This is a genomic window from Paracoccus aminovorans (assembly GCF_001546115.1).
Taxonomy (GTDB): Bacteria; Pseudomonadota; Alphaproteobacteria; order Rhodobacterales; family Rhodobacteraceae; genus Paracoccus; species Paracoccus aminovorans_B.
In genome coordinates, this window is sequence record NZ_KQ955208.1 from 1,482,161 (window position 1) to 1,504,723 (window position 22,563).

26 protein-coding genes, 1 tRNA gene and 1 pseudogene are annotated in these 22,563 nt (G+C 66.1%); 18 read left to right on the forward strand and 10 right to left on the reverse strand.

Annotated elements, in window-relative coordinates:
* Positions 1–414: 414 nt before the first annotated feature.
* The 3 genes from ASV56_RS07660 to ASV56_RS22635 all read right to left on the reverse strand — a co-directional run bounded on the left by ASV56_RS07660 (position 415) and on the right by ASV56_RS22635 (position 1,355).
* The gene (locus tag ASV56_RS07660) at positions 415–636 is read right to left on the reverse strand and encodes a BrnA antitoxin family protein (protein ID WP_062561458.1); all 222 of its coding nucleotides are present in this window, start codon (positions 634–636) and stop codon (positions 415–417) included.
* Entirely contained in the window at positions 620–892 is a 273-nt protein-coding gene (locus ASV56_RS07665; protein ID WP_062561459.1) for a BrnT family toxin, read from the reverse strand. The genes ASV56_RS07660 and ASV56_RS07665 overlap by 17 nt, the downstream gene beginning before the upstream one ends.
* A 115-nt stretch (positions 893–1,007) precedes the next feature.
* Positions 1,008–1,355 (reverse strand): Arc family DNA-binding protein, encoded by a 348-nt coding sequence (locus tag ASV56_RS22635; protein ID WP_082724750.1) that lies wholly within the window; start codon positions 1,353–1,355, stop codon positions 1,008–1,010.
* Between the two features lie 181 nt (positions 1,356–1,536).
* Here ASV56_RS22635 and ASV56_RS22640 point away from each other — a divergent pair.
* From ASV56_RS22640 to ASV56_RS07715, 10 genes and pseudogenes are all read left to right on the forward strand, one after another.
* Positions 1,537–2,297, forward strand: a pseudogene (locus ASV56_RS22640) (IS5 family transposase).
* Between the two features lie 7 nt (positions 2,298–2,304).
* A complete protein-coding gene (locus ASV56_RS23500) occupies positions 2,305–2,484 on the forward strand; it encodes a toxin-antitoxin system HicB family antitoxin (protein ID WP_156429102.1) in 180 nt (59 codons plus the stop codon).
* The gene (locus ASV56_RS07680; RefSeq protein ID WP_156429103.1) at positions 2,462–2,779 is read left to right on the forward strand and encodes a hypothetical protein; all 318 of its coding nucleotides are present in this window, start codon (positions 2,462–2,464) and stop codon (positions 2,777–2,779) included. The genes ASV56_RS23500 and ASV56_RS07680 overlap by 23 nt, the downstream gene beginning before the upstream one ends.
* Complete coding sequence (locus ASV56_RS07685) at positions 2,776–3,126, forward strand: hypothetical protein (RefSeq protein WP_062561461.1); 351 nt, start codon at positions 2,776–2,778, stop codon at positions 3,124–3,126. Before ASV56_RS07680 ends, ASV56_RS07685 begins: the two co-directional genes overlap by 4 nt.
* Entirely contained in the window at positions 3,123–3,557 is a 435-nt protein-coding gene (locus ASV56_RS24125) for a helix-turn-helix transcriptional regulator (RefSeq protein ID WP_062561462.1), read from the forward strand. Before ASV56_RS07685 ends, ASV56_RS24125 begins: the two co-directional genes overlap by 4 nt.
* Positions 3,554–3,772, forward strand: coding sequence for a hypothetical protein (locus ASV56_RS07695; protein ID WP_062561463.1), 219 nt, complete (start codon positions 3,554–3,556; stop codon positions 3,770–3,772). Before ASV56_RS24125 ends, ASV56_RS07695 begins: the two co-directional genes overlap by 4 nt.
* Positions 3,769–3,990, forward strand: a complete 222-nt coding sequence (locus tag ASV56_RS07700) for a hypothetical protein (RefSeq protein WP_062561464.1) — start codon at positions 3,769–3,771, stop codon at positions 3,988–3,990. The genes ASV56_RS07695 and ASV56_RS07700 overlap by 4 nt, the downstream gene beginning before the upstream one ends.
* A 2-nt stretch (positions 3,991–3,992) precedes the next feature.
* Positions 3,993–4,196, forward strand: a complete 204-nt coding sequence (locus ASV56_RS07705) for a hypothetical protein (RefSeq protein WP_062561465.1) — start codon at positions 3,993–3,995, stop codon at positions 4,194–4,196.
* Positions 4,193–5,212 carry a tyrosine-type recombinase/integrase gene (locus tag ASV56_RS07710; RefSeq protein WP_062561466.1) on the forward strand — a complete coding sequence of 340 codons (1,020 nt, stop codon included), beginning with the start codon at positions 4,193–4,195 and terminating at the stop codon, positions 5,210–5,212. Before ASV56_RS07705 ends, ASV56_RS07710 begins: the two co-directional genes overlap by 4 nt.
* 96 nt (positions 5,213–5,308) lie before the next feature.
* Positions 5,309–5,382 (forward strand) — tRNA-Cys (locus ASV56_RS07715).
* Between the two features lie 261 nt (positions 5,383–5,643).
* On the opposite strand, the gene ASV56_RS07720 is transcribed toward ASV56_RS07715, so the two are convergent.
* Positions 5,644–7,584, reverse strand: a complete 1,941-nt coding sequence (locus ASV56_RS07720) for a CRISPR-associated endonuclease Cas3'' (protein WP_082724751.1) — start codon at positions 7,582–7,584, stop codon at positions 5,644–5,646.
* Between the two features lie 401 nt (positions 7,585–7,985).
* On the opposite strand from ASV56_RS07720, the gene ASV56_RS24380 reads away from it, so the two are divergent.
* Complete coding sequence (locus ASV56_RS24380) at positions 7,986–8,252, forward strand: hypothetical protein (protein WP_253879912.1); 267 nt, start codon at positions 7,986–7,988, stop codon at positions 8,250–8,252.
* Here the strand turns inward: ASV56_RS24380 and ASV56_RS24385 are convergent.
* The 3 genes from ASV56_RS24385 to ASV56_RS07730 all read right to left on the reverse strand — a co-directional run bounded on the left by ASV56_RS24385 (position 8,211) and on the right by ASV56_RS07730 (position 10,669).
* On the reverse strand, positions 8,211–8,426 hold the full coding sequence (locus ASV56_RS24385) for a hypothetical protein (RefSeq protein WP_253879914.1): 216 nt from the start codon (positions 8,424–8,426) through the stop codon (positions 8,211–8,213). The two genes, ASV56_RS24380 and ASV56_RS24385, sit on opposite strands and share 42 nt — an antisense overlap.
* A complete protein-coding gene (locus ASV56_RS24390; RefSeq protein ID WP_253879873.1) occupies positions 8,419–8,754 on the reverse strand; it encodes a hypothetical protein in 336 nt (111 codons plus the stop codon). Before ASV56_RS24390 ends, ASV56_RS24385 begins: the two co-directional genes overlap by 8 nt.
* A gap of 649 nt (positions 8,755–9,403) precedes the next feature.
* On the reverse strand, positions 9,404–10,669 hold the full coding sequence (locus ASV56_RS07730; protein WP_062561468.1) for a S8 family serine peptidase: 1,266 nt from the start codon (positions 10,667–10,669) through the stop codon (positions 9,404–9,406).
* 96 nt (positions 10,670–10,765) lie between these two features.
* Here ASV56_RS07730 and ASV56_RS07735 point away from each other — a divergent pair, with 96 nt between their 5' ends.
* The 5 genes from ASV56_RS07735 to ASV56_RS07755 all read left to right on the forward strand — a co-directional run bounded on the left by ASV56_RS07735 (position 10,766) and on the right by ASV56_RS07755 (position 15,848).
* Positions 10,766–11,257: an RNA polymerase sigma factor gene (locus ASV56_RS07735; RefSeq protein WP_062561469.1), complete on the forward strand. Its 492-nt coding sequence runs from the start codon at positions 10,766–10,768 to the stop codon at positions 11,255–11,257.
* A gap of 41 nt (positions 11,258–11,298) precedes the next feature.
* Positions 11,299–12,054 carry an anti-sigma factor family protein gene (locus tag ASV56_RS23510; RefSeq protein WP_062561470.1) on the forward strand — a complete coding sequence of 252 codons (756 nt, stop codon included), beginning with the start codon at positions 11,299–11,301 and terminating at the stop codon, positions 12,052–12,054.
* 48 nt (positions 12,055–12,102) lie between these two features.
* Positions 12,103–13,764: an SLC13 family permease gene (locus ASV56_RS07745; RefSeq protein WP_062561471.1), complete on the forward strand. Its 1,662-nt coding sequence runs from the start codon at positions 12,103–12,105 to the stop codon at positions 13,762–13,764.
* A gap of 81 nt (positions 13,765–13,845) precedes the next feature.
* Positions 13,846–15,015: a glycerate kinase family protein gene (locus ASV56_RS07750; protein ID WP_062561472.1), complete on the forward strand. Its 1,170-nt coding sequence runs from the start codon at positions 13,846–13,848 to the stop codon at positions 15,013–15,015.
* Between the two features lie 95 nt (positions 15,016–15,110).
* Positions 15,111–15,848, forward strand: coding sequence for a calcium-binding protein (locus ASV56_RS07755; protein ID WP_062561473.1), 738 nt, complete (start codon positions 15,111–15,113; stop codon positions 15,846–15,848).
* A 1,093-nt stretch (positions 15,849–16,941) separates the two neighbouring features.
* On the opposite strand, the gene ASV56_RS07760 is transcribed toward ASV56_RS07755, so the two are convergent.
* Positions 16,942–17,670, reverse strand: a complete 729-nt coding sequence (locus tag ASV56_RS07760) for an alpha/beta hydrolase family protein (RefSeq protein WP_062561474.1) — start codon at positions 17,668–17,670, stop codon at positions 16,942–16,944.
* On the reverse strand, positions 17,651–18,778 hold the full coding sequence (locus ASV56_RS07765) for a DUF3182 family protein (protein ID WP_062561475.1): 1,128 nt from the start codon (positions 18,776–18,778) through the stop codon (positions 17,651–17,653). Before ASV56_RS07765 ends, ASV56_RS07760 begins: the two co-directional genes overlap by 20 nt.
* 356 nt (positions 18,779–19,134) lie before the next feature.
* Here ASV56_RS07765 and ASV56_RS07770 point away from each other — a divergent pair, with 356 nt between their 5' ends.
* Positions 19,135–19,971, forward strand: coding sequence for a TIGR02587 family membrane protein (locus ASV56_RS07770; protein ID WP_062561476.1), 837 nt, complete (start codon positions 19,135–19,137; stop codon positions 19,969–19,971).
* 12 nt (positions 19,972–19,983) lie between these two features.
* Positions 19,984–20,370, forward strand: a complete 387-nt coding sequence (locus ASV56_RS07775; RefSeq protein ID WP_062561477.1) for a hypothetical protein — start codon at positions 19,984–19,986, stop codon at positions 20,368–20,370.
* Positions 20,371–21,278: 908 nt separating this feature from the next.
* Here the strand turns inward: ASV56_RS07775 and ASV56_RS07780 are convergent.
* On the reverse strand, positions 21,279–22,310 hold the full coding sequence (locus ASV56_RS07780; protein WP_062560594.1) for an IS110 family RNA-guided transposase: 1,032 nt from the start codon (positions 22,308–22,310) through the stop codon (positions 21,279–21,281).
* Positions 22,311–22,563 lie beyond the last annotated feature (253 nt).

The following is a 22,563-nucleotide window of genomic DNA, read 5'->3' on the forward strand; positions in this document are numbered from 1 at the left end:
CGCGGCCGTGGCCTTGTCGGCGCGGCGCCACAGCCCCGGTGCAGCACATGCTGGCCGGGGCTTTCTTGTGCCGCGCGGCTGGGTCCGGTTCATCCACCGCTGGCGGTTGGATGCCTTGCCTCACGCGCGGCGCTGGGCTTTCCCCCAATGGGGGAATACCTCGACAGCTTGGGCATTACCTAGCGCGGCGCTGGGCGGGATTGTTCAACCTGCAATGCAGGGCGAGCCCCGGCACCGACAGCACGGGCAGGCCACGATGCCCTCAATTTGAGAACGGATGCCGCTGGCGGTTGGACCGTTGCACCCACATCCACCAACGGTGGTTGTTGCAGCCTTACCACATCCCCCATTGGGGGTTGTCGTAGAGCGCGGATCACTTCCGCCAACGGCGGAAGTCCTCAGGCTGAGGATGGATCAGACCCCGGCCAGCTTGCGCAGCGCCTCGTCTATGCGGCTTTGCCAGCCCGGGCCGCCGGCCTTGAAATAGGCGATCACCTCGGGGCTAAGCCGGATGGTGGTGCTGACCTTGGGGTTTTCCAGCTTCGGCCGGCCGCGCTGGACCGTGGCCTTGGCGGCGCGCCTTTCCCAATAGGGCGTCGCCAGGTCGGGCGCGTCGTCGTCAAAATCGGGGGGCATAGGCTTTCTGTTCGCGGTCATTGGCCTTCCTCATGCTGATGACGTGGGCGGTTTCGCCGCGCGGCGTCCAGACCATCACCACCATGCGGCCGCGCAGGAAGCCGATGCTGATGAGGCGGGTTTCGCCATAGTCGAAGCGATCATCCTCGAACGTCAGGGTCGCGCCAGCCAGAACCTCGGCGCCGTCCGCTTCAAGATCGATCCCCCGCTCGGCAAGGGTCTTGGCGCGCTTCGCCGGGTCGCTGGTGCATTTCATGTAGTAACAATAATTATGAGGGGCACGGGCGTCAATATCTGTAGTAACGGAAAGCGGTAGTCAGGGCTTGAGGCGCAGCACCACGGCTTTGCCAGAGAGGCGCGGCGAGGTGCCGTCATGCTTCGACGAAGCCAATCGCTCTTTTGTCTCCTGCTTGGGTAAGGATCAAGCGCCATTGAAGGTTTGTTTTGGCAAGAACCTCATTTCCAGCCTGAATGGCCATCAGCGCCTCTTCGTCTGACGTGGCCGCGCGAACACCAGGCAACGCCAGATCGATTGCCGCTGCAAGAAGATTTCTACCAGGTTCGGGAGCCGGAAATGCCTTTTCCAAGGCGTTCAGAATTTCGCTGTTCTGGCTTCGGCCGCTCTTCTCTGCGGCAGCTTTGATCCTGTCACGTAGCGCAGCGGACATCCTTACCATCATGCCGACAGTTTCGCCGTCGCCTATTCTCGGTTGGACCATAACAAACCCCTTTTGCAACTACTGTGAAAACAGGCCTTGACTGTCAATGCAGTCTCGGTAGTGTCAGACACTATAGTAGTTTCATAAGGACTAGGTGGTGTTGACAAAAGGGATTCACAGGGTGGCCTGATCGTGATTCAAGCTGGTACCTGCAATGGAGACCAGCTTGGCACGAGACCTGATGTCGGACGAGGAATGGGCGTTTCATGAGCGCTTCATTCTGGCCGTGCGCGCCCCGAACGGGCGCAAGCCCGCAAATCACCGCCTTGTTCTTGATGGGATTTTCTGGATCGCGCGGACCGGCTCTCCTTGGCGCGACCTCCCAGAAGAGTTCGGGAAGTGGTCCAGTGTCTACCGCCAGTTCCGGCGCTGGACCCTGGCGGGGTTGTGGGAGCAGATCCTCGAAGCGCTGAACGAAAGTCGGATCGTGCCGGATGCGCTCCAGATGATCGACAGCACCGTGATCCGCGCCCATCATCAGGCAGCGGGCGCAAAAGGGGGACTCCAAGACAGGGTTTTGGCCGTTCAAGAGGTGGTTTCACGACCAAGGTCCACCTGCGCGTCAATGCTGCCGGGCTGCCAATGAGGTCGGACATCACGCCGGGCCAGACATCGGACTACCTGGGCTTTGATCTGGTCATGGACGACAACCTGCCGGAGCCTTGCATCCTGCTGGCCGATCGCGGCTATGACTCCGACAAGGTTCGCAAAACCATGGAGGCGCGTAGCATCCTGCCGGTGGTCCCGATGCGCAAGTCTCGCAGGCTCCGTGTCGCTGTCGATCGCAGGCTCTACCGGCTGCGGAACCTTGTCGAGCGGTGCTTCAACAAGCTCAAGAACGCTCGCCGTGTCGCCACCCGCTACGACAAGACCGCCGAAAGCTTCCTTGGCTTCATCGATATCACGTCGATCCGCCTCTGGCTCCGCCATTTGTCAACATGACCTAACGATGAACACCATTCAATCCCGTGCAGGCGGCAAGACTGTCGGAACCACCCTGCGGATGTCGCGCGAGCTTCACGATGAAATGAAAATCCAAGCCATCAAGGCTGGTCGGTCGTTCAACACGCATGTCGTCATGCTGCTGAAAGAGGCGATCCCCGCCGATGCCCAGCGCCCGCAATCCTGAAATGAAAGCGGCCGGGCAGCGTTGCACCGCTGACACCGGCCTTGATGTCCCCGAGAAAGGACATTTCCCCATGAATATCCCCGAAAATCCCTGCAAAGGCAACCTGCCGGTTTCGCCAGCGCCCCGGCGCCGGCCCGGCCAGCCCAAGCGCAAAGCCACCGAAAAGCGCGTCAGCCGCGCTGCCAGCCTGATCCAGGACCATATCGCACTGCTGACCGCCCAGCGCATCACGCTGCCCGTCCTCGGTCTCGAGGTCGCGCTGGCCGAGCTATGCCAGATCGGGGGTGCGCAATGAACCGCCGCGATCTGATCGCCCTGCCGGCCGTCGTCGCGTTGGCACCTGCGCAGGCGCTGGGCGCTGCCGCCGCTCCGGCTTCCTTGCTGGCGCTGTGGCAGCACGCGAAGGCGCTGAACGACCGCCTCGAGGCGACCGAGCGCGCCGAGGATCCGGTCGCCTGGGATGCCGGCATGGCGCAGCTCATCCATCTTCAGTACCGGATCGCCGCGGCGCCGGCCTGCTCGCCCGAGGCTTGGGCGATCAAGGTGTTGAGCGCCGATGACGGCGGTGCCATCCAGAACGCCAGCGATCTGGGCCGCGCCTTGGTCGACCAGGCGCGCAGCATGATCGGGGGTGCGCAATGAGCCGCCGTCCCACCGCCGCCGGCACGGCGCTGTCCGCAGCCGCGCGCCAGCAGATCGACACCATCATGGCCGCGGCGCGCAACCAGATCGAAACCGTTCTGCAGCGCGAGGTTTCGCGACTGGTCATGCGCGCGCAAGAGGACGCAAGGGAAGCGGCTGGGCGGTGCCGCGAGGCCGCCCGTGGCGTTCTTCGCGGTCAACATGACGCAAGCGCCGAAAGCCACCGACAGCATGGCCCGGCCTCTCTCCAACCCATGCTGCTGCGCGATGTGCAGATTGCCCAGGCGCTGGGCGTCCATCGCAACACGATCTGGAACCGGGTGAGAGAGGGCAAATTCCCCGCGCCGATCAAATGGGACGGCATCACCGTATGGCGCAGAGCGGATATCGAAGATTTCGTTGGCGCGCTGATCGAAGGAAACCAGCCATGACCCATCCGGCCGACCTGCCACTCCCCGCGAACGACCAGACCGAAGCCGTCATCATCGCCGACGACATCCTGCGCCGCGTCTATGCGATGCCGGCCCCTCAACAGCGCCGCGTGGTCGAATGGCTGCGCGGGCATTCCGACCCCGGCCTGCGCGATCTTGCCGCGCCGCTGGCGGAGGTGCTTATCCTTCGCCGGCTGATCGGGGGTGAACCATGATCCGGCTTGCCCATCCTGCCCCGCCGCTCTGGCGCCGGGCGGTGGTCTTCACCGCTTGCCTCACCCTGATCCTTGCCTTCGGCGCCGCGGCGCTGGGCGCCCTGCTGGCCCCGCATCTCGACTGGGCGGGCCTCTGGGGCGATCTGTCCGACTTTGCCGCCCCCACGGCCGCCCAGGCGCGCGGCGAGGGCTGGGCGGCCCTTTCCGAAAGGGCATGACCATGGGTAAGCTGACCCCGATCTTGGCGAGCGAGAAAGCCGCAGCCGAGTTGCTGGATATGAAGCCGGCTGATTTTCGTGCCCTTGTCGCCTCGGGCCACCTTCCCAGGGGCCGTGAAATCGCGCCTGGCTTGGTTCGCTGGGATGCCGAACAGCTGCGAACGCTCGGCCGCGGTGACGCAGTTGACGGAGGGATCGACTGGTGAGGAAGCATGGTCGCAAGCCTCACGTCCGAGAGGTCAAGCCGGGGTTCGTCTATTTCTACCGCGGCGGCAAATACCTGCACCGCTTCACCGCGCCCGAGGGCACGGCCGAGTTCGACCGCCAGTATTGGGAGGTCATGAACGGCAGAACCATGGAAGCAAAACGGTCCTGGTCGGCGGCTATCCAGATCCTTCGCGAATCGGATCGGTGGGCCGCGAAGTCGGTCCGCTATCGCCAGGACCTTGAGCCAGTGCTTGCCTATCTGGCCGAAAAGATCGGCAAGCGGGAGGTGTCCAGGCTGACGCAAGCCGACATTTACGAGGCGATGGACAAGAATAAGCATCGGGTCCGGTTCGCCAACTACATTCCTGTCGCGATCAGCATGATCGCCAAAGAGGTTATCCGACGGCGCTGGCTGGCGGATAACCCGGCCAAGGGTATCGAGCGGCTCGCTGTCCCGAAGGATCGGCAGCAACCGCATCTGCCCTGGCCCGATGCGGCCGTAAAGAAATGGCGGGCCGAGGCCGGGCCTATGGAACGTCTGATATTCGAGATCGGCGTGGGCAGCGTCCAGCGCCCCGGCGACTGGGTGGGCTTCACCTGGGGCGCCTATGACCCGGCCGGCGACGGCACGCTGAGCCTTCGCCAAAGCAAGGGAGGCAAGCCCCTGATCCTGCCCTGCACCGAAACCCTGAAAGCAGCGCTGGACGCCGCGAAGGCAGCTCTGCCCTTCGCGCCCCTGCCGTCCCGACACATCATCACCAAGCAGGACGGCAGCCGGATGGATTACCGGCGCATGGCCGAGGTGATGCTGGCCGAGCGGCGGCGCCTCGGGCTGGAGGCCTATGACCTGCATGCTCTTCGCTATCGCGGGGTGATGGAGCTAGCCTGGGCCGGCTGCGACGACGACGAGATCATGTCCTACAGCGGCCACAGCACCAAAGCCATGGTGCGGAAATATGCCGGTGAGGCCCGGCAGATCATGCGGGCAAAGCAAGCCCGTGCCAAGCGATCCTGACCCGAGAACGGAACAGGACCAGAACATGAAAGTGATAACCGGAGTGATAACCCCCTTGACCGCGCGCCCCGAAAACCCTAGCAAACCCGAGGCTCCGGCGGGTTGGCGGAGAGGTTACGCAGCGGATTGCAAATCCGTGAAGACCGGTTCGATTCCGGTACCCGCCTCCAAGTCTTTTCAAGAGCTTGTGCCATTTCGGGCTTTCCCCTCATTCCGGCGTTTACAGTTTCGTTCTCTTTGCGCGCCCTTTCGCTTGTGCAAGCTTGACCAAAATGCTGTCCGATTCATCCGGCGAGACGCGGGCGTAATGCGCGATTACGGCTGCCGCGTAACGCACCGACCAGCCCATGTGCGAGGCGATATGCGCCAGTTCAAGCCCCGCATTCAGCAGACGTGTAGCAGGGGTCCCCCGCGTGTCCTGGAGCCGCAGATCATACCCTAGAGCTTCGGGTGTCAGCCCCGCCTTGTTTCGCCAGTAGCGCAGGCCTGTCCGAGGCGTGACGGCCGGTCATGGCCCGCCCGCGATCGCTGACCAGGATCAACATGCGGTCGACCGGCGTGGCATTGATCAGCGCGACCATGGCCGGCGCGATCGGAATCGTGGCAGTGCGCTTGCGCTTGTTCGTCCTGATGCGAATGCGGCGTCCTTGCGGCGTCTTCCCGATCTGGTTGCGATGCAGGCGCACCAGGTCGGCCGGCCGCAGCCCGGTTTCGCAGCCGGCCGTAAGGATGCGCTGCACCCACTCTGGCGAATGCACGCAGCTATCCAGCCCCGCCTCGGCCCGCCAGCCCTTGGGAAACGACAGATCCACGCCCGCCTCGATCAGGCTGGTCGCGATCAGCCGGCAGGGCACGCCGGATTTCAAGCGCGCGCGGATCTCTTCCAGAATCGCCCGCCGATGCACCGGATACTGCCGCGTGGTTAGGTGGACCAGCCCCTCGAGTTCCTCGGCCTTGGCCGCGTTGAACAGGTCCAATGCATGGCCACGGCTGTTGACGATGACCATCCCTTGTGGCGTATCGCGCAATGCCTCGATCAGGGCAGCGTCGTCCATCTCGCCGCCCTGCACGATGCCGGCGCGGCGCAATTCGTAGGCAAGCCGCACCGGATCAGGCGCCAGTTCGCGCCCCTCCAGCGGCAAGCCGCCCTGCTTCAGCTGGCGGCTGTCGAAGGCGGGTTGCGTCGCCGTGCAAAGCACCACCGAACAGCCGTAATGCGCGCAAAGCGTGTCAATCATCCGTAGCGCGGGCATCAGAAGCTTGCGTGGCAGGGCCTGCGCCTCGTCCAGCACGATCACCGACCCGGCGATATTGTGCAGCTTGCGGCAGCGCGAGGGCCGCGCCGCGAAAAGGCTTTCAAAGAACTGCACATTGGTCGTGACGACCAGAGGCGCGGCCCAGTCCTCCATGGCGAGGCGCAGCTTGTCCTTGCGCTCCGGGTCGGTCCTTTCGTCGTCGATGGCCGAATGATGCTCCAACACCGCATCGCCGAAAAGCCCGCGGAAAATGGCCGCGGTCTGGTCGATGATCGAGGTATAAGGGATCGCGAAGATAATCCTGCGATGCCCATAACGTGCCGCGTGGTCCAGCGCAAAGCCCAGTGAAGCCAGCGTCTTGCCGCCGCCGGTGGGCACGGTCAGCGTGAAAAGCCCCGGCGCCATCGCCGCAGCCTGCCGGACATGGATCAGGATCTCGGCGCGCAGGCGGTTGATGCGGCCATTCTGGCGAAATCCCGCCATATGCGCATCGAAGGCGTCTCTCCATTCCGGCAACAGATCGGCCAGGGCCGGCCAGTCGCGATCCGGCCGCGTGCCGTTCAGCCCGGCATAGAAGGACTCGGTGTCACGGAAATCCGCGTCGACCAGACAGGAAAACACCATGCGCGCCGCGACCGACAGGTCGAAGCCGCAAGATGCCGGGCGCATCAGCTCAGCCAGCTCCCTGGCAACCGGGCCAAAATCTGGGCTGGCCGCGGCCGAGATTTCCGGCGCGATCGGGTCGCGGAAGGCATCGAGCCGGCGCTCCATACTGCTGTCGGCGCCATGGCGATCAGGCAACCCGGCGTGATGGCCCAGGATGGCATAGCCGATCACTTCAGAAATTGGTCGCAAACCGGCAGGCGTCCGGGCATGCAGCAGGGCAGCCCCAGCCGTCGAATGATCCACACGCAATTTTTCGCCGGACAGGACACGATCAAAGGCGGGGTCATATTTGCCAAAGTCATGGAAAAGGCCAGCCATATCCGCCGCTGCCCGCAACCCGAGGGGTGCAGCTCGCTCGGCAGCCAGAGCAGCCGTATTTTCGAGATGGTCGGTCAGCAATTGCCAATCGCTTCGATCCTCACGAATACCCGTATGCGCATAGTATTTCAAAATCTTCCCTCCTCCAGCCGCAAGCTATTGGCTGGTAATGATTCGAGCAACGAGTGCTATCAACGTTTGGGGCAGAGCTGCTCCAACCCGCAAACCAGTGCGCCAGGCCTCAACCTTCATGCTCGGCGTGGCCGCATTCTTCATGCTGTTTGCGGGCAGCATTGGCCTGTTCCTGCGCTATGTGATCCCCCGGATGCAGGAAAGCTGGTATCGGTGAGAGCCGCGAAACGGAAACCAACCGCCGGCCCGAAGCGCACCTCGATCTGCCTCAGCACCGAGGCGCACAAATCGCTGCGGATAGAGCCCGGAAGTCCTCATGGCAGCGCCTGGCGTCCATGCGCATATTGTTATCTGCACATAGGTGCACGGCCAGAACATGCACATGTGGATGGGCTGCGTCGATGCTCGACGATGCTCAGCACCTCGGCCCCGTTCTGCGCCGCATCGGCCTTGGCAAAGGCGATCACGTCCCTGCACCAGCGCAGATACTCAGCCTGGTCCATGTCCTCGACCGGATCGGGAAAGCTGAAGACGCTGCCGATCATCACATGGGTATCGACGCGGATGCCGCGCAGATCGTCCTTGCGATCCGGCTGCTCCTTGCGCAGTTGACGCAGCAGCTTGTTCTATTCGGCGATGCGCTGTTCGATCACGGCGACCACCTCTGAAGGCCGCATGCCTTCGAGGATGGTGGGCGGCTGCGGGTTCGCGACATGCGGACAGGCTCCCTCCAGCCGCTCGGCCTCATCCGCGACATCACGGACCGGGCGGCTCTTGCTGTTGCCCTTGCGCGAATAGATCTGCTTGTGCGCGAAGATGGATTTCCCAGTACGCTCAGACATAACGCAATCCTTCGCTGAAGCCTGCGGCGCGCACTTCGCTGCGGGAAACCAGCTCCAGGTCCAGCGCCATGCGGACCTGTCCAACGCTCAGAATCCGGCACAGGGGGTGACGGGATTTGATCCAGTCGGCAGTTTTTGCCGCATGCGCCGGGGTCGGTTTCTGAGGCGGTTCCGGCTCGTCCCCGATGTAATCGCGCCAGCGGCCCACCCTGAACCAGTTATCCGAGAAGCAGACCTTTGAGCGCGTATAGCCTGCGGTCTCCAGCGCATAGCACTTGCCCGACCTCCTGCATGGCAGCCTCGACGTGGTGCAGGCAGGCCGCTTCATTGCGGCATCGGTCGGCGGGATAGGCCTTCAATATCTCCAGAGATTCCGCCGCCGCCTCGCGTGCACGCGCGCGCGAAGGTGGTTTATGGATGGTTTCAGGATGGTTTGGGGTCCGCTGTGGACGGGGTACCGGGTCCGCAGCGGACCCCGTTCCGGGTTCACGGCAGACCCCGTCCTCTGTGTACCCCGTCTCATCATCGGGTTCGGCAATGCCGTCACTGATTGCCAAGATCGTCTCTTCATGGCTCATACCGGCACCCCATCACTGACAGGGTTGCGACCAGCTGCATCGGCCGAGCCGTTTACCGTCGAAACGTAAGCCGTTGATTCATCACCGTGAACAAAGCAGGGACGTTTACAGAGCTTGCCTTTGCTTTCAGCAACCGGGGCAGGATTGCAAATCCGTGAAGACCGGTTCGATTTCGATCCCCGCCTCCAATGTAATTTGCAATCAATTGATTCTCCTTGTGATTTGTGAATGTTGGATTTTCTACCGCTTGCGCGACGGAACCGTGCACCCGCCTGTGCGCCGAGCGGCCTGGCCGCCAGGTCCCTGAAAGCCTGATCGCGCCGCCTTGGACCGCGCCTCTCCGGCTTGCCTCTGCCGTCGAACCTCGCCTCCGGCAGCGCCCTGCTCACGTCGGGACAGTCACGCGCCGCAGCCGCTTGCGGGTTGCACCAGTCCATGACCAAAAACCTCGTCCGGGCCGGGCCGGCCTAGATCGCGGGCCCTTTCCTGCAGGCGCGCCCGCGCCTGGGCGGGGGTCAGACCGGCTTCGGATTGCAGCAGCAGGGCCGCGGCCGCCGTGACGAAGGGCGCGGCGAACGAGGTTCCGGTCTTGGTCCGCGCCCCGCTGATCGAGGCGGCGGTCCAGACGTCGACCCCCGGCGCCGCCAGGTCGATATGGCTGCCCCGGTTCGCGCGGCGATAGACCTGGCTGCGGCGGTCGACGGCGGTGACGGCGATCACCGGCCCATAGCCTGCGGGAAAGGCGGGCTTCGCCGCGGGGCCGCCATTTCCCGCCGCCGCCACCAGCAGGATGCCCTGCCGGTCCATCTCCCGGATCTGGCCGCCAAGCGCCTGGTTCGCCGGTCCGGCCAGCGACAGGTTAACGATCTGCACCTTCTGGCTGGCCAGATAGTCCAGCGCCTCGACCAGGGCGAAGGCGTCGGCGCGCTCGTCCTGTTTGGCCTTGTGGAAGGCATCCACCGCGATCAGTTCCGCATCGGGGACCAGGCCAGGGCTGCGGCTGTCGCTGCGCCCCACCAGCAGGGCGGCGACGGCGGTGCCATGCACCGCGTCCGAAGCGGCACGCTTGCCGCCGGGCTCGATCTGGTGAACCCGCAGCCTGGCATGTTCCAACGCGGCGTGATCGGCGTTCACACCGGTATCGACCATGCCGATCCGCACCGTCTTGCCGCAGCCGCCTTGGATCGCGGGCCAGGCGATCATCTGCCGCGCCGGGCAATCGCCGCCGGAGCAGACCGCCGCCCCGCCCGGCCGATAATAGTGGTTGAAATCCGCCGCCGTGGCCGAGCCGATCTGCCGCACGCGCTGGCGGGCGGCTGGCATCGTCAGCCCGGCGGGTTTGCGCAGCCGGTGCATCGGCTGGCCATTGGCCAGGGTGACGGTGCGCAGCAGCCGGAACCCCTCGGCCTGCAAGCGCTGCAGGTCGGCCGGCGACAGCCCGCGGGCGATGACCTCGTCCGGGGCCCGGACCGGCAAGGGCGCGGCACGCAGGGCGGCGGGGGCCACAGGGCGGCGGCGCACCGGCGCATCATCGTCATCGTCCCGGTCGTCGTCGTCATCGGCCCAGGCCGCCGATGGCCCCCAGCCCGACGATTGCGGCATGGCGCCGATGGTCAGCGCGACCAGGAACAGGGCAAGGAACGCAAGGGCACGCGGCAGGATCATCGGACGACTCCAGACGGTTTCTGGACATTCTACGTTCATCACTTTCTATTATTCCCCGGTTTCGTCAATTTTTCGGTTTCGGGGAGATGGCATCTGATGGACGCGGCCTTTGCCGAGGCGCTGATCGCGCTGCTGCCCAATTTGCGGCGCTATGCCCTGTCGCTGACCCGGCGACCCGATCAGGCCGACGATCTGGTGCAGCAGACGGTCGAGCGGGCGATTGCCGGCGCCTCGGGCTATGATCCGGCCCAGCGGCTGGAACCATGGCTGTTCCGCATCATGCGCAACGGCTTCATCGACCAGACCCGGCGCGTCCGCAGCGCGGGTGTTCATGTCGATGTCCATGACATGCCCGAGGCGCTGCCGACCGATCCCGGCCCGGCGCTGGAGGCGCGGCTGATGCTGCGCAGCGTCGAGGCGGCGATGGCCGAACTTTCGCCCGAACAGCGCGAGATCCTGCATCTCGTCTGCGTCGAGGAGATGAGCTATGCCGAGACCGCGCGCATCCTGGACATCCCGCAGGGCACGGTGATGAGCCGGCTGTCCCGCGCCCGCCTCGCGCTTTCCGAAAGATTGGGAATAAGATGAGCGACGGGACGTATACGGGCAAAGGCGGAAAGGACGGGCCGATGCAGATCGACGACGAGACCCTGATGGCGCTGGCCGATGGCGAGCTGGACCCGGCCCGGGCCGAGGATCTGCGCCGTGCCATTGCCGCCGATCCCGGGCTGCAGGCCCGGCTGCACCGCTTTGAGGAGACCCGGCGGCTGCTGGGCGGGCTGCGGACCGCAGCGCCGGCCGGGGGTTCCCTGGCCGAAAATGCGCTGGCCGCGACCATTCGCGCGGCGGTCAGGCCGGATGCCGGGGCCGCGCCCCCGGTGCAGGTTCCACCACCGGCCGCCGGGGTCCGCCTGGGCGCGGCCGGGCAGCACCCGCCAACCTCTGCCAACCTGAACCGCCGGCCATGGATGGCCGCCGCTGCCTCGGCCGCCATCGTGGCGCTGGGGCTGGGCTGGTGGGAATGGGCCGGCACGCCCGGTCCGCAATCGCTGTCGGCGGCCGAGCTTGCGGCGCTGGACGGCCTGCCCTCGGGGCAGGTCCGGCCGCTGGACGGCGGGGCCGAGCTGGCAATGATCGCCTCGTTCCGGGCGGCGGACGGCGGGCTTTGCCGCGAATATGAAACCGCGCGCGGTGCAGAGCGGCGCACGGTGCTGGCCTGTCGCGAGGCCGGTGGCTGGGCCCAGCGTTTCGCCGCCGTCTCGCAGGATGGCGGCCAGGAATACCGCCCGGCCTCGGGCGCGGCGACGATCGACGCCGCGATCGCGGCCATCGGGGCCGGGGCGCCGCTGACGCCCGAGGACGAGGCCGCCGCATTGCGGGAATAAACCCGGGTCGCTGTCGTAATCCTGTCACCCGACGCACAGGAGAACGCCATGACCGCCCGCAGCCTGCCTGCCCTTGCCGAACTGCCCCGGCCCACGCCGCGCCATCTGGCGTTGGCGGTGCTGGCCGCGCTGATCGCCTTTCTGTCCAGCCTGCCGGGCGATCTGGCGCCGCCCGGACGGATTGCGCTGGCCGTCTCGGGCCTTGCGATCCTGGGCTGGGTCGGCACCCGCATCCCGGAATCGCTGGTGGCGCTGGCCGCCGTGCTGGCGCTGGTTCTGGCGGGCGTGCTGACCGAGGCGCAGCTTTTTGCCGCGCTTGGCAGCGAGCTGATCTGGCTGCTGCTGTCGGCCTTCGTCATCGCCGCCGTCGCGCGCGATTCCGGGCTGACGCAAAGCCTGGTCGCGCCGCTGCTGACGCGGGGGATGCGCGTCCTGCCGTTCTTTCTGTGGCTGACGCTGGCCATCGCCGCGACGGGTTTCGTGCTGCCTTCGACCTCGGGGCGGGCGGCGCTGCTGCTGCCGGTCTTTGCGGCCATCGCGGCGGCCGTGCCGGACGCCCGGCTGAAGAAGCCGCTGGCGCTGCTGTTTCCGACGGTGATCCTGCTGTCGGCGGGCGGCTCGCTGATCGGGGCGGGCGCGCATCTGCTGGCCGCACAGGCGATCCGGGGGGCGAGCGGCATCCGGCTGGGCTATCTGGACTGGGCCATGCTGGGCCTGCCATTTTCGCTGCTGGCCAGCCTAGTCGGCGCGGTCCTGATCCTGTGGCTTTTCGTGCCGCGCGACCTGCTGCGGGCGCCCTTGCCCCGGATCGAGACCCCGGCGCCCGATCCGGCCACCCGCACCCGCCAGCGCCGTATTGCGCTGGTGCTGGCGTTGGTCGTGATCCTGTGGCTGACCGTCGGGCTGCATGGCATCGGCATGGCGCTGGTGGCGCTGATCGGGGCGCTGGTGCTGCTGACCCCACCGTTTTCCAGCCGCAAGCCCAAGGAAATCTTTCGCGCCGTCGACACCGAGCTGCTGCTTTACATGACCGCCACCGTCCTGCTGGCCGAGGCAATGGTCGCGACCGGCACCGACCGCTGGCTGGCCGGGCAGGTGCTGGATGCGCTGCCCGCCCGGCTGTCGGGCAGTCTGGCGGCTGTTGTGGTGCTGCTGGCCCTGACCTCGGTCGCGGCGCATCTGGCGATCACCTCGCGCTCGGCCCGGGCGGCGGTGCTGATCCCGGCACTGGCGCTGCCGCTGGCGGCGCTGGGGCATGATCCGGCGCTGATGATCCTGGTCGCGGTGATGGGCACCGGGTTTTGCCAAAGCATGATGGCCTCGGCCAAGCCGGTGGCGATCTTCGGCAATGCCGAGGAGGCGGGTTTCGACCAGCGCGACCTGATGCGGCTGGCGCTGCCGCTGGCGCCTCTGGTGACGGCGCTGCTGATCGGCTTTGCATTGCTGGTCTGGCCGCAGCAACTGGCGGGGTTGCGGCCGGCCGCGACGCCCGCGATGCAGCCCGCCGCCAGCCTTGTCGCGCAGGCGGTGGCACTGACCCCGGGCCGGGCCGCCCCGATGCTGGAGGCGACCCGGCCGCCGCCGCGACCCGTGCTGGCCCGACAGCCGGCGCGGCAGAAGGCAACCCCGGTCCGGCGCCGCACCGATCCCGGCCTGCAACGCCTGAACCGCCTGTTGCGCCCGGCCGGAATCCGGCTGGTGATCCGCTGAGTGCGAATTTTTTCGCACGGGCCGGGAATAACCATCCGCCCCGCCCGTAAACCCATCAGACAGCAGGAAAGGAGAGCTGAGATGTCTCTGACTGTTCTGATCGCCCCTTCGGGTTTCAAGGAATCGCTTTCGGTCAAGGACGTGGCCGAGGCCATCGGCCGCGGTATCCGCCGCGCCGCACCCCATGCGACGATCCTGACCGCCCCGATGGTGGACGGCGGCGAGGGCACGACCGAGGCGCTGGTCGCCGCGACCGGCGGGCGCATGATCGCCACCACCGTGACCGGCCCGGTGGGCCAGCCGGTGCCCAGCTTCTGGGGCATGATGGGGGGCGACGGGCCGCGCACGGCGGTGATCGAGATGGCGGCCGCCGCCGGCCTGTCGCTGGTCCCACGCGAGCGCCGCAACCCGACGCTGACCACCAGCCGGGGCGTGGGCGAGCTGATCCTGCAGGCGCTGGACCAGGGCGTCGACCGCATCCTGATCGGCTGCGGCGACAGCGGCATCAACGACGGCGGCGCCGGCATGGCGCGGGCGCTGGGGGCGCGGCTGCTGGACGCGCAGGGCATTGAGCTGCCCGAAGGCGGCGGTGCCTTGCCGGATCTGGCGCGGATCGACGTCTCGGGGCTGGACGCGCGGCTGGCCGGGGTGCGGATCGACGCGGCGGTGAACTGGCACAACATGCTGCTGGGCCCGCGCGGCGTCGCCCGTGTCTTCGGCCCGCAAAAGGGCGCCACGCCCGAACAGGTCGAGCTTCTGGACCGCGGCATGATCCGCTATGCCGAGGCGATCCGCGAGGCGACGGGCCAGGATGTGGCGCCGATGCCGGGCGCCGGGGCCTCGGGGGGCTTGGGCGCGGGGCTGATCGGCTTTGCCGGCGCGACGCTGCATCCGCGTTTCGACATCATCCTCGACTATCTGGATTTCGACCGCCAGCTCGGCCGCGCCGATCTGGTCATCACCGCCGAGGGCGCGCTGGACGGGCAAAGCCCCTTCGGCAAGGTCCCCTGCGAGGTGGCGCGCCGGGCCGAAGCCCTGGGCGTGCCGACCGTGGCGCTTGCGGGCACCATCGGCAAGGGCGCACGCCAGACCTATGAGCACGGGATCGGCGCCTATGCCTCGATCATGCGGCGGCCCTGTTCGCTGCGAAAGGCCATCGACGACGGCGCGAAGCTGCTGCGTCATGCGGCCGAGAACACCATGCGCATGCTGCTGGTCGGCGAGCGGTTGGCGCGGCGCGAGCGCGCCTGAACAGCCTTCGCCCCCGGTCCCACCGGCAGCCGGGCGGCGGATGACGGCACGGCCGTCCCTTTCAGCCGGACACATCCAAATGACGGAGAGAAACCATGGCCAATATCCGTGGCAATGATGGCGACAACCTGCTGCGCGGCACCAGCCTCGCGGATCGCATCTGGGGCATGTCCGGCGACGACCGGATCCTGGGCGCGGGCGGCAACGACACCCTGGACGGAGGCGAGGGCAACGACCGCATCGATGCGGGCCAGGGCCACAACCGCGTCTTCGGCGGCGAAGGCAACGACGTGATCCTGGCCTATGCCGGCAATGACGTCATCAACGCCGGCGAAGGCAATGACCTCGTCCGCGCCGGCAACGGCAACAACGCCGTCTCGCTGGGCGAGGGCAACGACCTTGCCGTCACCGGAACCGGGCGCGACACCATCAATGCCGGCGAAGGCAACGATACCGTCCGCGCCGGTGCCGGCAACGACATCGTCCATGGCGGCGAGGGCGACGACCGCATCTGGGGCGAGGCCGGCGCCGACCGCCTGATCGGGCATGAGGGCAATGACACGCTGAATGGCGGTGCCGGCAATGACACCATGACCGGGGGCGAGGGCGCGGATGTCTTCGTCTGGAACGGCGGCCGCGACCGGATCACCGATTTCGATCGCGACGACGACACCATCGACCTGTCAGCCTATGCCCGCTTCGACAGCTGGGGCGACGTGCGCGGCGCCGCAAGCCAGGTCGGGAGCGACGTGGTGATCCGGGCCGGTGCCGATACTTTGGTGATCGAGGACACCCGCCTGAACCAGCTTGGCAGCGATGATTTTGATTGGTGAGAGGCAGGAGAGCACGGGCCGGCGTCTTGCGCCGGCCCTTTGGCTTTGGCTACGGGCTTCGGTAACGGGGCCGTTCCGATCAAGCGCTTTTGCGCAGGTCGGGCAAGGCGCCCTGCAACTCGGCCCGGATCTGCGGGCAGTCAACCGGAACAGGCCGGGTGCGGACAGCCGCAGCACCATATCCGCACCGCGCCCGAGGACCGGCACCGGCAGCACCGCGCCGGGCGCAACGCTGTCCGCAGCGCCCATGGCATGCCCGCTGCACCCGACCGAAACAGGCAGGTCCAGCATTTGCGCAGGGCCCTGCAGCGGCAAGGCGTCGAAGGTGGCGAAAACCGGCGGACCGCCCGAGCCGCGGCCAGAGGTCGATGGACCCGACATGACAGCTGCCGGGATTGGCCGCCCAATCCGCTGCACACGGCCAGAACTGCCATGGCAACACGCCTTTCGGCAGGAAAGCGCGACAGTGCCGTCGACAGCAGCATCAGCGCCAGCCGGCGCGACTGATGCAGCAGCGGCATGACAGGAGCGTGCCGTTCCGTAGCCTTGATGAACCTTGCGGTTCAGGGGCGGCGGGACAGCGAAGCCGGCGCTATTGGCACGCATTCCGCGCGAAGGCCGGCTTTTCACCGGACTGAGCCAATAGGGCCCGTCCATCCGCCGCGCTTTTCGGATCGGGTCAAGGCTGGGCACGAAGGCCGCGCGGCCCGCGGCCTCGCCCGCGATCTAGATGAAATGATGTCCGGTCCGGGGCGGATGCTGCTTAGCGCTTTCTCAACCGCCGCGCGGAACGAGGTTGAGCGAGCGTGGCGCTTGAGCGCTTCGTTGCAGGCGGGCCCGTTCCGGGTCTTGCAGGTCGGCGATGACGGTCTGCGCATGCGATCCATGTACGACGCTGGAATCAGGAGATGAATCCCTCTCGGGATTTGGGCAGCAGAGCCCTCCTCCTGCCAAGGCCGAGGTGGCGGCCGGACGGTTCGCGGTGTCTTGAACCGACAGCGGTGCGAAATGCTTCCGGTAACGTCCCAACAAGAAGGGCGCGAGCCAGAGCAGTATCGATTCTCGCTGTCGTCGAAGGAACTGCCATTCACCCTCAACGCGCGGCGAAGATCATTTCCTTCAGCCAGTTCAGCAGCAGGTTGTCATAGGCGCGGATGCAATCGGCGTCGTTCAGGGCATGGTCCGCGCCGGCCAGAATGCGATAGGTCATCGACCGCGCGTTCAGGAAGGCGGCGAGATAGCTGGACAGCACCGGCCGCGGCACGATGTCGTCAAGCTCGGATTCCACCAGGAACACGTCGCCCCGGAAGGCGCGGCATTGCTGGAGCACGCTGTTTTGCGAGGTCTCGACCAGGCTCTGCCGATAGACGGCAAGATCCTCGCGGTTCAGCTCGGCCTTGGGAACCGTCCAGCCCTTGTCGCGGTAAAGCGCCGGCGCGCGCAGGCCCAGCCAGCGCACGGGGCGCGTCCTGGTCAGCATGCAGGCCAGGTAACCGCCATAGCTGCTGCCGATCACCGCGATGGAACCCGGATCCACCCCCGGCACGGCGACGAGCCGGTCATAGGCCAGCGTCAGGTCGGCAAGATTATCCTCGCGCGTGACGCGGCGCAGGTCGTTGCTGGACTTGCCATGGCCGCGCAGGTCGAAGGTCAGGCAGATGAACCCCAGCTGCGCCAGGGTGCGGGCGCGTTTCGCATCGCGTTCCTGGCTGCCGCCCCAACCATGGACGAACAGCACCGCAGGCACGCCGGTGGCGGGGGCGATCAGGCTGGCGGACAGGACATCAGACCCGATCGGCAATTCAACGGATTGGGTCGGCAATGCATTCTCTCCCCAGGATCGCGTATTTCAGCATCGGCCCCTGTTCGGGGTCTTCGCCATGAAACAGAACGAAGGCCCCGGGCGGAGGTTCCAGCCCCGGACCATAGAGCTCGACCGTCGCGGCCCGGACCTTGCCTGCGTCCGGCGAGGCGGCCAGCGCTTCCAGCGCCAGGATCTCGGCCGGGGTCGCGCCGCCGATGCGCCAGGACTGTTCCAGCACCGCCACCCGCGGGGCACTCGCCGCGCCGCGCCCCAGCGCGACGTCGTAATTGCGCCGCGATGCGATCAGGCCCAGATGGCGGTCGGCCAGCCGGTCGAAGGCGGCGGCGCGCGCGATGGCCAAGCCGAAGTCGCCCGCAAAGCCGAGATTGGCCAGTTCCGCGAAACCGCCGCGAATGGCCAGCAGGCGCGAGCCGCCATAGGCCGGCTCGCCGCGATTGTTGCCGGTCACGGCCTGCTCGCCGATATAGGCGATGGTCTGGCCCGGGATCTCGACCTGCCCGACGCTGAGAGTGCGGACATCGGCCAGGTTCTCCTCGATCACCAGGCCCTGCCCCACGACCTCCTCCCAGCGCTCGAGCGCGGCGCGCAGCTGGGCCAGATCGTCCACGACACATTGCCCGCGCCCGCCATCGGCCTGGACCTGCTTCAGGCGCAGGCTGGTTCGCGGCGCACGATGCCACAACGCCTTGCCCGCCCGCAGCGCATCGGGGACGGAAAACACCGTCGCCCCCGGCAGCACCAGATCCGCCAGCTCGGGCCCCAGCGCGGCGGGCCAGTCGTCGGGCACGGCTTGCGCCCCGTCGCCGATCGGATGCATGACGGCCTTGGTGGCATGCAGGGGGCTTTCCGTCCAGCCGCCCAGGAAGTGCCGGCCGCTGGGCGGGCGGCTGTCCCTGCCTGCCAGCGCGGCGCGGGGCACCTGGTAGTCGCCCGGCCCCGCCGCGCGTTCCGAAAGGCCGGCATAGCGCAGGCCCAGATGCGCAGCCAGCCGCTGGCCGACGGCCTGGAACGACGCGCCTTCGTGATGCGATGCCTTGGAATGTCCGATCAGTCTGACGCAATCCAGCGCCGCCGGATGCCGGTTTGCCTGTGATGACGGTTCCATTCGCGCGCCCTCCGTTGATGTTGTGCTGAACCTCGGTTGCGAAGGGATGTTCCCGTCCGCTGGGCAGAAGGCAGGCCGGCGCCCGGTTGCACCGGGACGGGGGGCGTTTGGCGTTTTGCCTGAACCACCCAGACATGTGGTCGCGCCGAATGGCTGATCGGCCCGGGCCAAGGCCAGAACGCGGCGGCCAGAGATTGATTGTGCAGACAAGCGTGGTGCCAGCGCGGGTCCAGTTGCAGCATGTGCGCTCTACAGCACGAAAGAGATCTGTCGCCTGCCCGCCAAGCGGGTAGGATGGTTCCAGCAAGCGGCTTGTGACTCATTGACCAGAGAGGGCTTCGAAGGTGGACCGACCGATGCAGCGCAGGGCGCAGCGACCGAATGGACCCGGCAAGGCGCTGCGCGACCTGGGGCGGGCGGCGGGCGGGGCGCTGGTCTTTGCCCTGCCGATGCTGATGACCACCGAACTGTGGGTGATGGGCTTCTATCTGGACCGGCTGCGGCTTTTCACGTTGCTGGTGACGGCCTTCCCGCTGCTCGTCTTGCTGTCGCGGCATATCGGTTTCGAAAGCACCTCGGCCTGGGCCGATGACATCCTGGACAGCTTTCTGGCGCTTGGCCTGTCCTGCGTGGTCTGCGCAATCCTGCTGGCGATCTTCGGCGTGATCGACCACGAAACCCCGGCCGGCGAGATCGTCGGCAAGATCGCGATCCAGATGATCCCGGCTGCGATCGGCGCGCTTCTGGCGAAAAGCGCGTTCTCCTCGGTCTCGGCCGAAAAGCCGCCGGTGGAGCGCGAGGAGACCTATGGCGGCGAGCTTTTCCTGATGATGATCGGCGCGCTCTTTCTGGGTTTCAACGTGGCCCCGACCGAGGATGTCATGATCATCTCGTATCAGATCACGGAATGGCACAGCCTGCTTCTGGTCGTGCTGTCCATCACGATCATGCATGGCTTCGTCTTTGCCGTGGGCTTCGCCGGTGGCTCGGAGGTCACGCCTGAGGAGCCATGGTGGAGCCCGTTCATCCGGCTGACCCTGCCGGGCTATGTGATCGCCTTCAGTGCCAGCTTCTATCTGTTGTGGATCTTTGCCCGCACGGATGGTCTTTCCGTGACCGGTGCCGTGATGGCGGCGATCGTGCTGGCCTTTCCGTCCGCGATCGGGGCTGCGGGCGCGCGGCTGATCCTTTGAGGCGGGTGCAAGATGACTTCGAATGAAAGCGACAGGAAATCCCCGATCGAATGGGTCATTGGCGGGCTCTCTGGCGTCGTCGTCCTGACGATCATGCTGTTTCTGGCGACGCAGGCGATCTTTTCCGCCAGCGGCCGGCCGGTGCTGTCGATCTCTGTCGAACAGGTCGAGCGCGCGGGGCAGGGCAGTATCGTCAGCATCAAGGTGATGAATGCCGGCAAGGAGGCCGCCTCGGACATCTCGGTCAGCGCGACGGCAGCGGAACCGGGCGCAGGGACGAAGCGGCTGGAATTCGGCTATCTCGGCTCGGGATCCGAACAGCGGGGCGCGTTCGTGTTTGACACACCTGTCGATCCTCGCCGGCTGAAGGTGCAGGTCGACGGCTATCTGCAACCGTGAAGGCGGGGCGTCCCGAGACGCCCGGAGGCTCGGCTTCCGGCACGGGAATGGTCGAGACGGGTCCAGCCATCGGAAGTGCCGTGCAGGGGGCGGGGGCAGACGAAGCGGCAATTTCGGACTGGCATTGGGGCGCGGTCTTTCGCCGACCTGGCAAAGGCAGGAACATTCATGCGGCCGCTGGTTCTAAGGGCTGGGCGCTGCGGGCGCGCCGATGTCAGCCAGGAGGAGATGACGGCAGACGATCGTTGGGACCATCAGGAGCGGGATCGCGGAAACGCGGCTAGGCGTCTCCGAAAGTGTTCTCGCCGCCGATCCCAAGTGGTTGCTCCTACGCCCTTCACAGCGCCGATGCGAGGGTGATGCAGATCCAAGGTGCCAATCGGCCCGCAAAGCTGACCGCCTATCGGCGCGCAATATTGGCGTCAGGTCAAGCGCTAGCGAGCAACACGCCGCTGTGGGTCTCGGTCGTTCGCGGGCTCTTGCTTCTCTTCGGGATCAGCACTTCGGCACTCCCATCATGGGATCAGAAGAGCGAGGCGGTCCAATCTGACTCGTGGTCTGACAACATGTGCTGTCGGAACTGGACTTCGGTAACGGGGTCGTCCCAGTCAAGCGGTTTTGCGCATACGGGATGTGCCGCCGGAGCGCGCGGTCTTGTTCTTTGAGAAAGTGATCTGCTTCCCTGTTCGGCAGCCTTCGCCTGAGATCGACCCGGGTGCATGCTTCGGTCCGTGGTCAGCGCTGTGGCTGCCAACATGATGCTGGTTCAATGCAATTCCGATGTGCCCATCTCATTGGCGTGCTCGATACGATCGGCATCAGTCCTGAGCACGGCATCACCGGAACCGCGTCCCGTGGGGACCTCGAAGGCCCGCGATCAGGCGGGCAGCAGTCTGGAATCTGTGTCTTCAGCCGGCATGAAGCACGGGAATGTCAAAACGGAAGTCGGTGTCATCCTTCCACATCCGGTGCAGGATCACGGCGATGCGGCGGGCCAGCGCAACCATCGCGCGCTTGGCACCCCGACGGCGCGCAAGTTTTGCCGCCCAGGTTCGCAGCCAGCTCGCCCGTCCACGATGCATCATGACGGTTGCGGCCTGGCACAGCGCGCGTCGAAGGTTGACGTCGCCTGCCTTGGTGATCCCGCCCGAGATGTCGCGCTCGCCCGACTGGTTGCGAGACGGCGTCAGGCCGACCCATGGTCCGACCTTCTTCGAGGATGTGAAGCGGGCGGGATCATCGACAGCGGATCGATAGGTCAACGCCACGACGGCGCCGATCCCGGGCATCGACATCAGCCGACGACAGACCGGATCTTCCTGGGAGAGTTGACGGACATTGCGTTCAAGACCCGCCAGCTCTCGCCGCAGCGCCGCGCGCGCGCGAAGCATGGGTTCGGTTGCCGCTTCCAGCATCGGGTTGCCCGCCGCCAGTTCGCGGATACGCTGTTCGAACCTGCCGCGGGATATGGTGCCAACCTTGAGCCCGAAGTTCCGCAGCAGCCCGCGCAGTGACATTTCCAGCGTGATAAACCCTTGTTGCACAGCCTTACGAGCGCTGAGCACCGCTCTAACCTCCTGTGCAGACACCGATTTGCAATGAACGGGTCGGAACCAACCAAGATGAATCAGACGTGCAATACCCTCTGCATCCCGCCGGTCCGTCTTGATCGGCATGGCCTTCAGGGCGCCTTTTACCTGTCTGGTTTCCATTAGAACGACAGGTAGTCCCGCATCTGACAACCCGCGATGCAGCCACTGCGACAAGGGGCCAGCCTCAAGCCCGACGGCGGCAATTGCGCCGTCCTGGTCGCAGATCCAGCACGACAGCGCTTTGGGCTCGCTGGCCACCTGCGCCTCCTTCACGATCTTCCCATGCTCGCTGATCACGCAGATCGCGGTCTTCTCCAGCGACACATCCAGCCCGACAAACAGCTTCATCCCGCAGTCCTCCATGTAGATCCGATACGGGAATGGCGCCAGCTTGCCCTCAATCTTGCAACGGTAACGGGCGGGTCGCGACGCAGGCCCCGTTACGGCATCTCATTGCGAACTCGTCTCGCCCTTCGTCCCGAAGGACACCTTCCCACCGGTGGTGAAACTCTTGCTTCTTTCCTAGACAATTATGTCTGGCGTAGCTTACTCCCGTAACCAGCGAAAATCGCTGCCATAAACCCACATGAGAAGGGTGTCG

Excerpts from the sequence above, each read along its gene's own strand:
- ASV56_RS07660 (WP_062561458.1), bottom strand. The coding sequence starts at position 636 with ATGCCCCCCGATTTTGACGACGACGCGCCCGACCTGGCGACGCCCTAT.
- ASV56_RS24390 (WP_253879873.1), bottom strand. The coding sequence starts at position 8,754 with ATGAAGCGGCCTGCCTGCACCACGTCGAGGCTGCCATGCAGGAGGTCG.
- ASV56_RS07780 (WP_062560594.1), bottom strand. The coding sequence starts at position 22,310 with ATGAAGCTGTTTGTCGGGCTGGATGTGTCGCTGGAGAAGACCGCGATC.
- ASV56_RS07750 (WP_062561472.1), top strand. The coding sequence starts at position 13,846 with ATGTCTCTGACTGTTCTGATCGCCCCTTCGGGTTTCAAGGAATCGCTT.
- ASV56_RS22635 (WP_082724750.1), bottom strand. The coding sequence starts at position 1,355 with ATGGTCCAACCGAGAATAGGCGACGGCGAAACTGTCGGCATGATGGTA.
- ASV56_RS07705 (WP_062561465.1), top strand. The coding sequence starts at position 3,993 with ATGGGTAAGCTGACCCCGATCTTGGCGAGCGAGAAAGCCGCAGCCGAG.
- ASV56_RS07745 (WP_062561471.1), top strand. The coding sequence starts at position 12,103 with ATGACCGCCCGCAGCCTGCCTGCCCTTGCCGAACTGCCCCGGCCCACG.
- ASV56_RS07685 (WP_062561461.1), top strand. The coding sequence starts at position 2,776 with ATGAACCGCCGCGATCTGATCGCCCTGCCGGCCGTCGTCGCGTTGGCA.
- ASV56_RS07735 (WP_062561469.1), top strand. The coding sequence starts at position 10,766 with ATGGACGCGGCCTTTGCCGAGGCGCTGATCGCGCTGCTGCCCAATTTG.
- ASV56_RS07680 (WP_156429103.1), top strand. The coding sequence starts at position 2,462 with ATGCCCAGCGCCCGCAATCCTGAAATGAAAGCGGCCGGGCAGCGTTGC.
- ASV56_RS07695 (WP_062561463.1), top strand. The coding sequence starts at position 3,554 with ATGACCCATCCGGCCGACCTGCCACTCCCCGCGAACGACCAGACCGAA.
- ASV56_RS07755 (WP_062561473.1), top strand. The coding sequence starts at position 15,111 with ATGGCCAATATCCGTGGCAATGATGGCGACAACCTGCTGCGCGGCACC.
- ASV56_RS24125 (WP_062561462.1), top strand. The coding sequence starts at position 3,123 with ATGAGCCGCCGTCCCACCGCCGCCGGCACGGCGCTGTCCGCAGCCGCG.
- ASV56_RS24385 (WP_253879914.1), bottom strand. The coding sequence starts at position 8,426 with ATGTCTGAGCGTACTGGGAAATCCATCTTCGCGCACAAGCAGATCTAT.
- ASV56_RS07700 (WP_062561464.1), top strand. The coding sequence starts at position 3,769 with ATGATCCGGCTTGCCCATCCTGCCCCGCCGCTCTGGCGCCGGGCGGTG.
- ASV56_RS07775 (WP_062561477.1), top strand. The coding sequence starts at position 19,984 with ATGACTTCGAATGAAAGCGACAGGAAATCCCCGATCGAATGGGTCATT.
- ASV56_RS24380 (WP_253879912.1), top strand. The coding sequence starts at position 7,986 with ATGCTCGACGATGCTCAGCACCTCGGCCCCGTTCTGCGCCGCATCGGC.
- ASV56_RS07765 (WP_062561475.1), bottom strand. The coding sequence starts at position 18,778 with ATGGAACCGTCATCACAGGCAAACCGGCATCCGGCGGCGCTGGATTGC.
- ASV56_RS07730 (WP_062561468.1), bottom strand. The coding sequence starts at position 10,669 with ATGATCCTGCCGCGTGCCCTTGCGTTCCTTGCCCTGTTCCTGGTCGCG.
- ASV56_RS07770 (WP_062561476.1), top strand. The coding sequence starts at position 19,135 with ATGCAGCGCAGGGCGCAGCGACCGAATGGACCCGGCAAGGCGCTGCGC.
- ASV56_RS07665 (WP_062561459.1), bottom strand. The coding sequence starts at position 892 with ATGAAATGCACCAGCGACCCGGCGAAGCGCGCCAAGACCCTTGCCGAG.
- ASV56_RS23510 (WP_062561470.1), top strand. The coding sequence starts at position 11,299 with ATGCAGATCGACGACGAGACCCTGATGGCGCTGGCCGATGGCGAGCTG.
- ASV56_RS23500 (WP_156429102.1), top strand. The coding sequence starts at position 2,305 with ATGAACACCATTCAATCCCGTGCAGGCGGCAAGACTGTCGGAACCACC.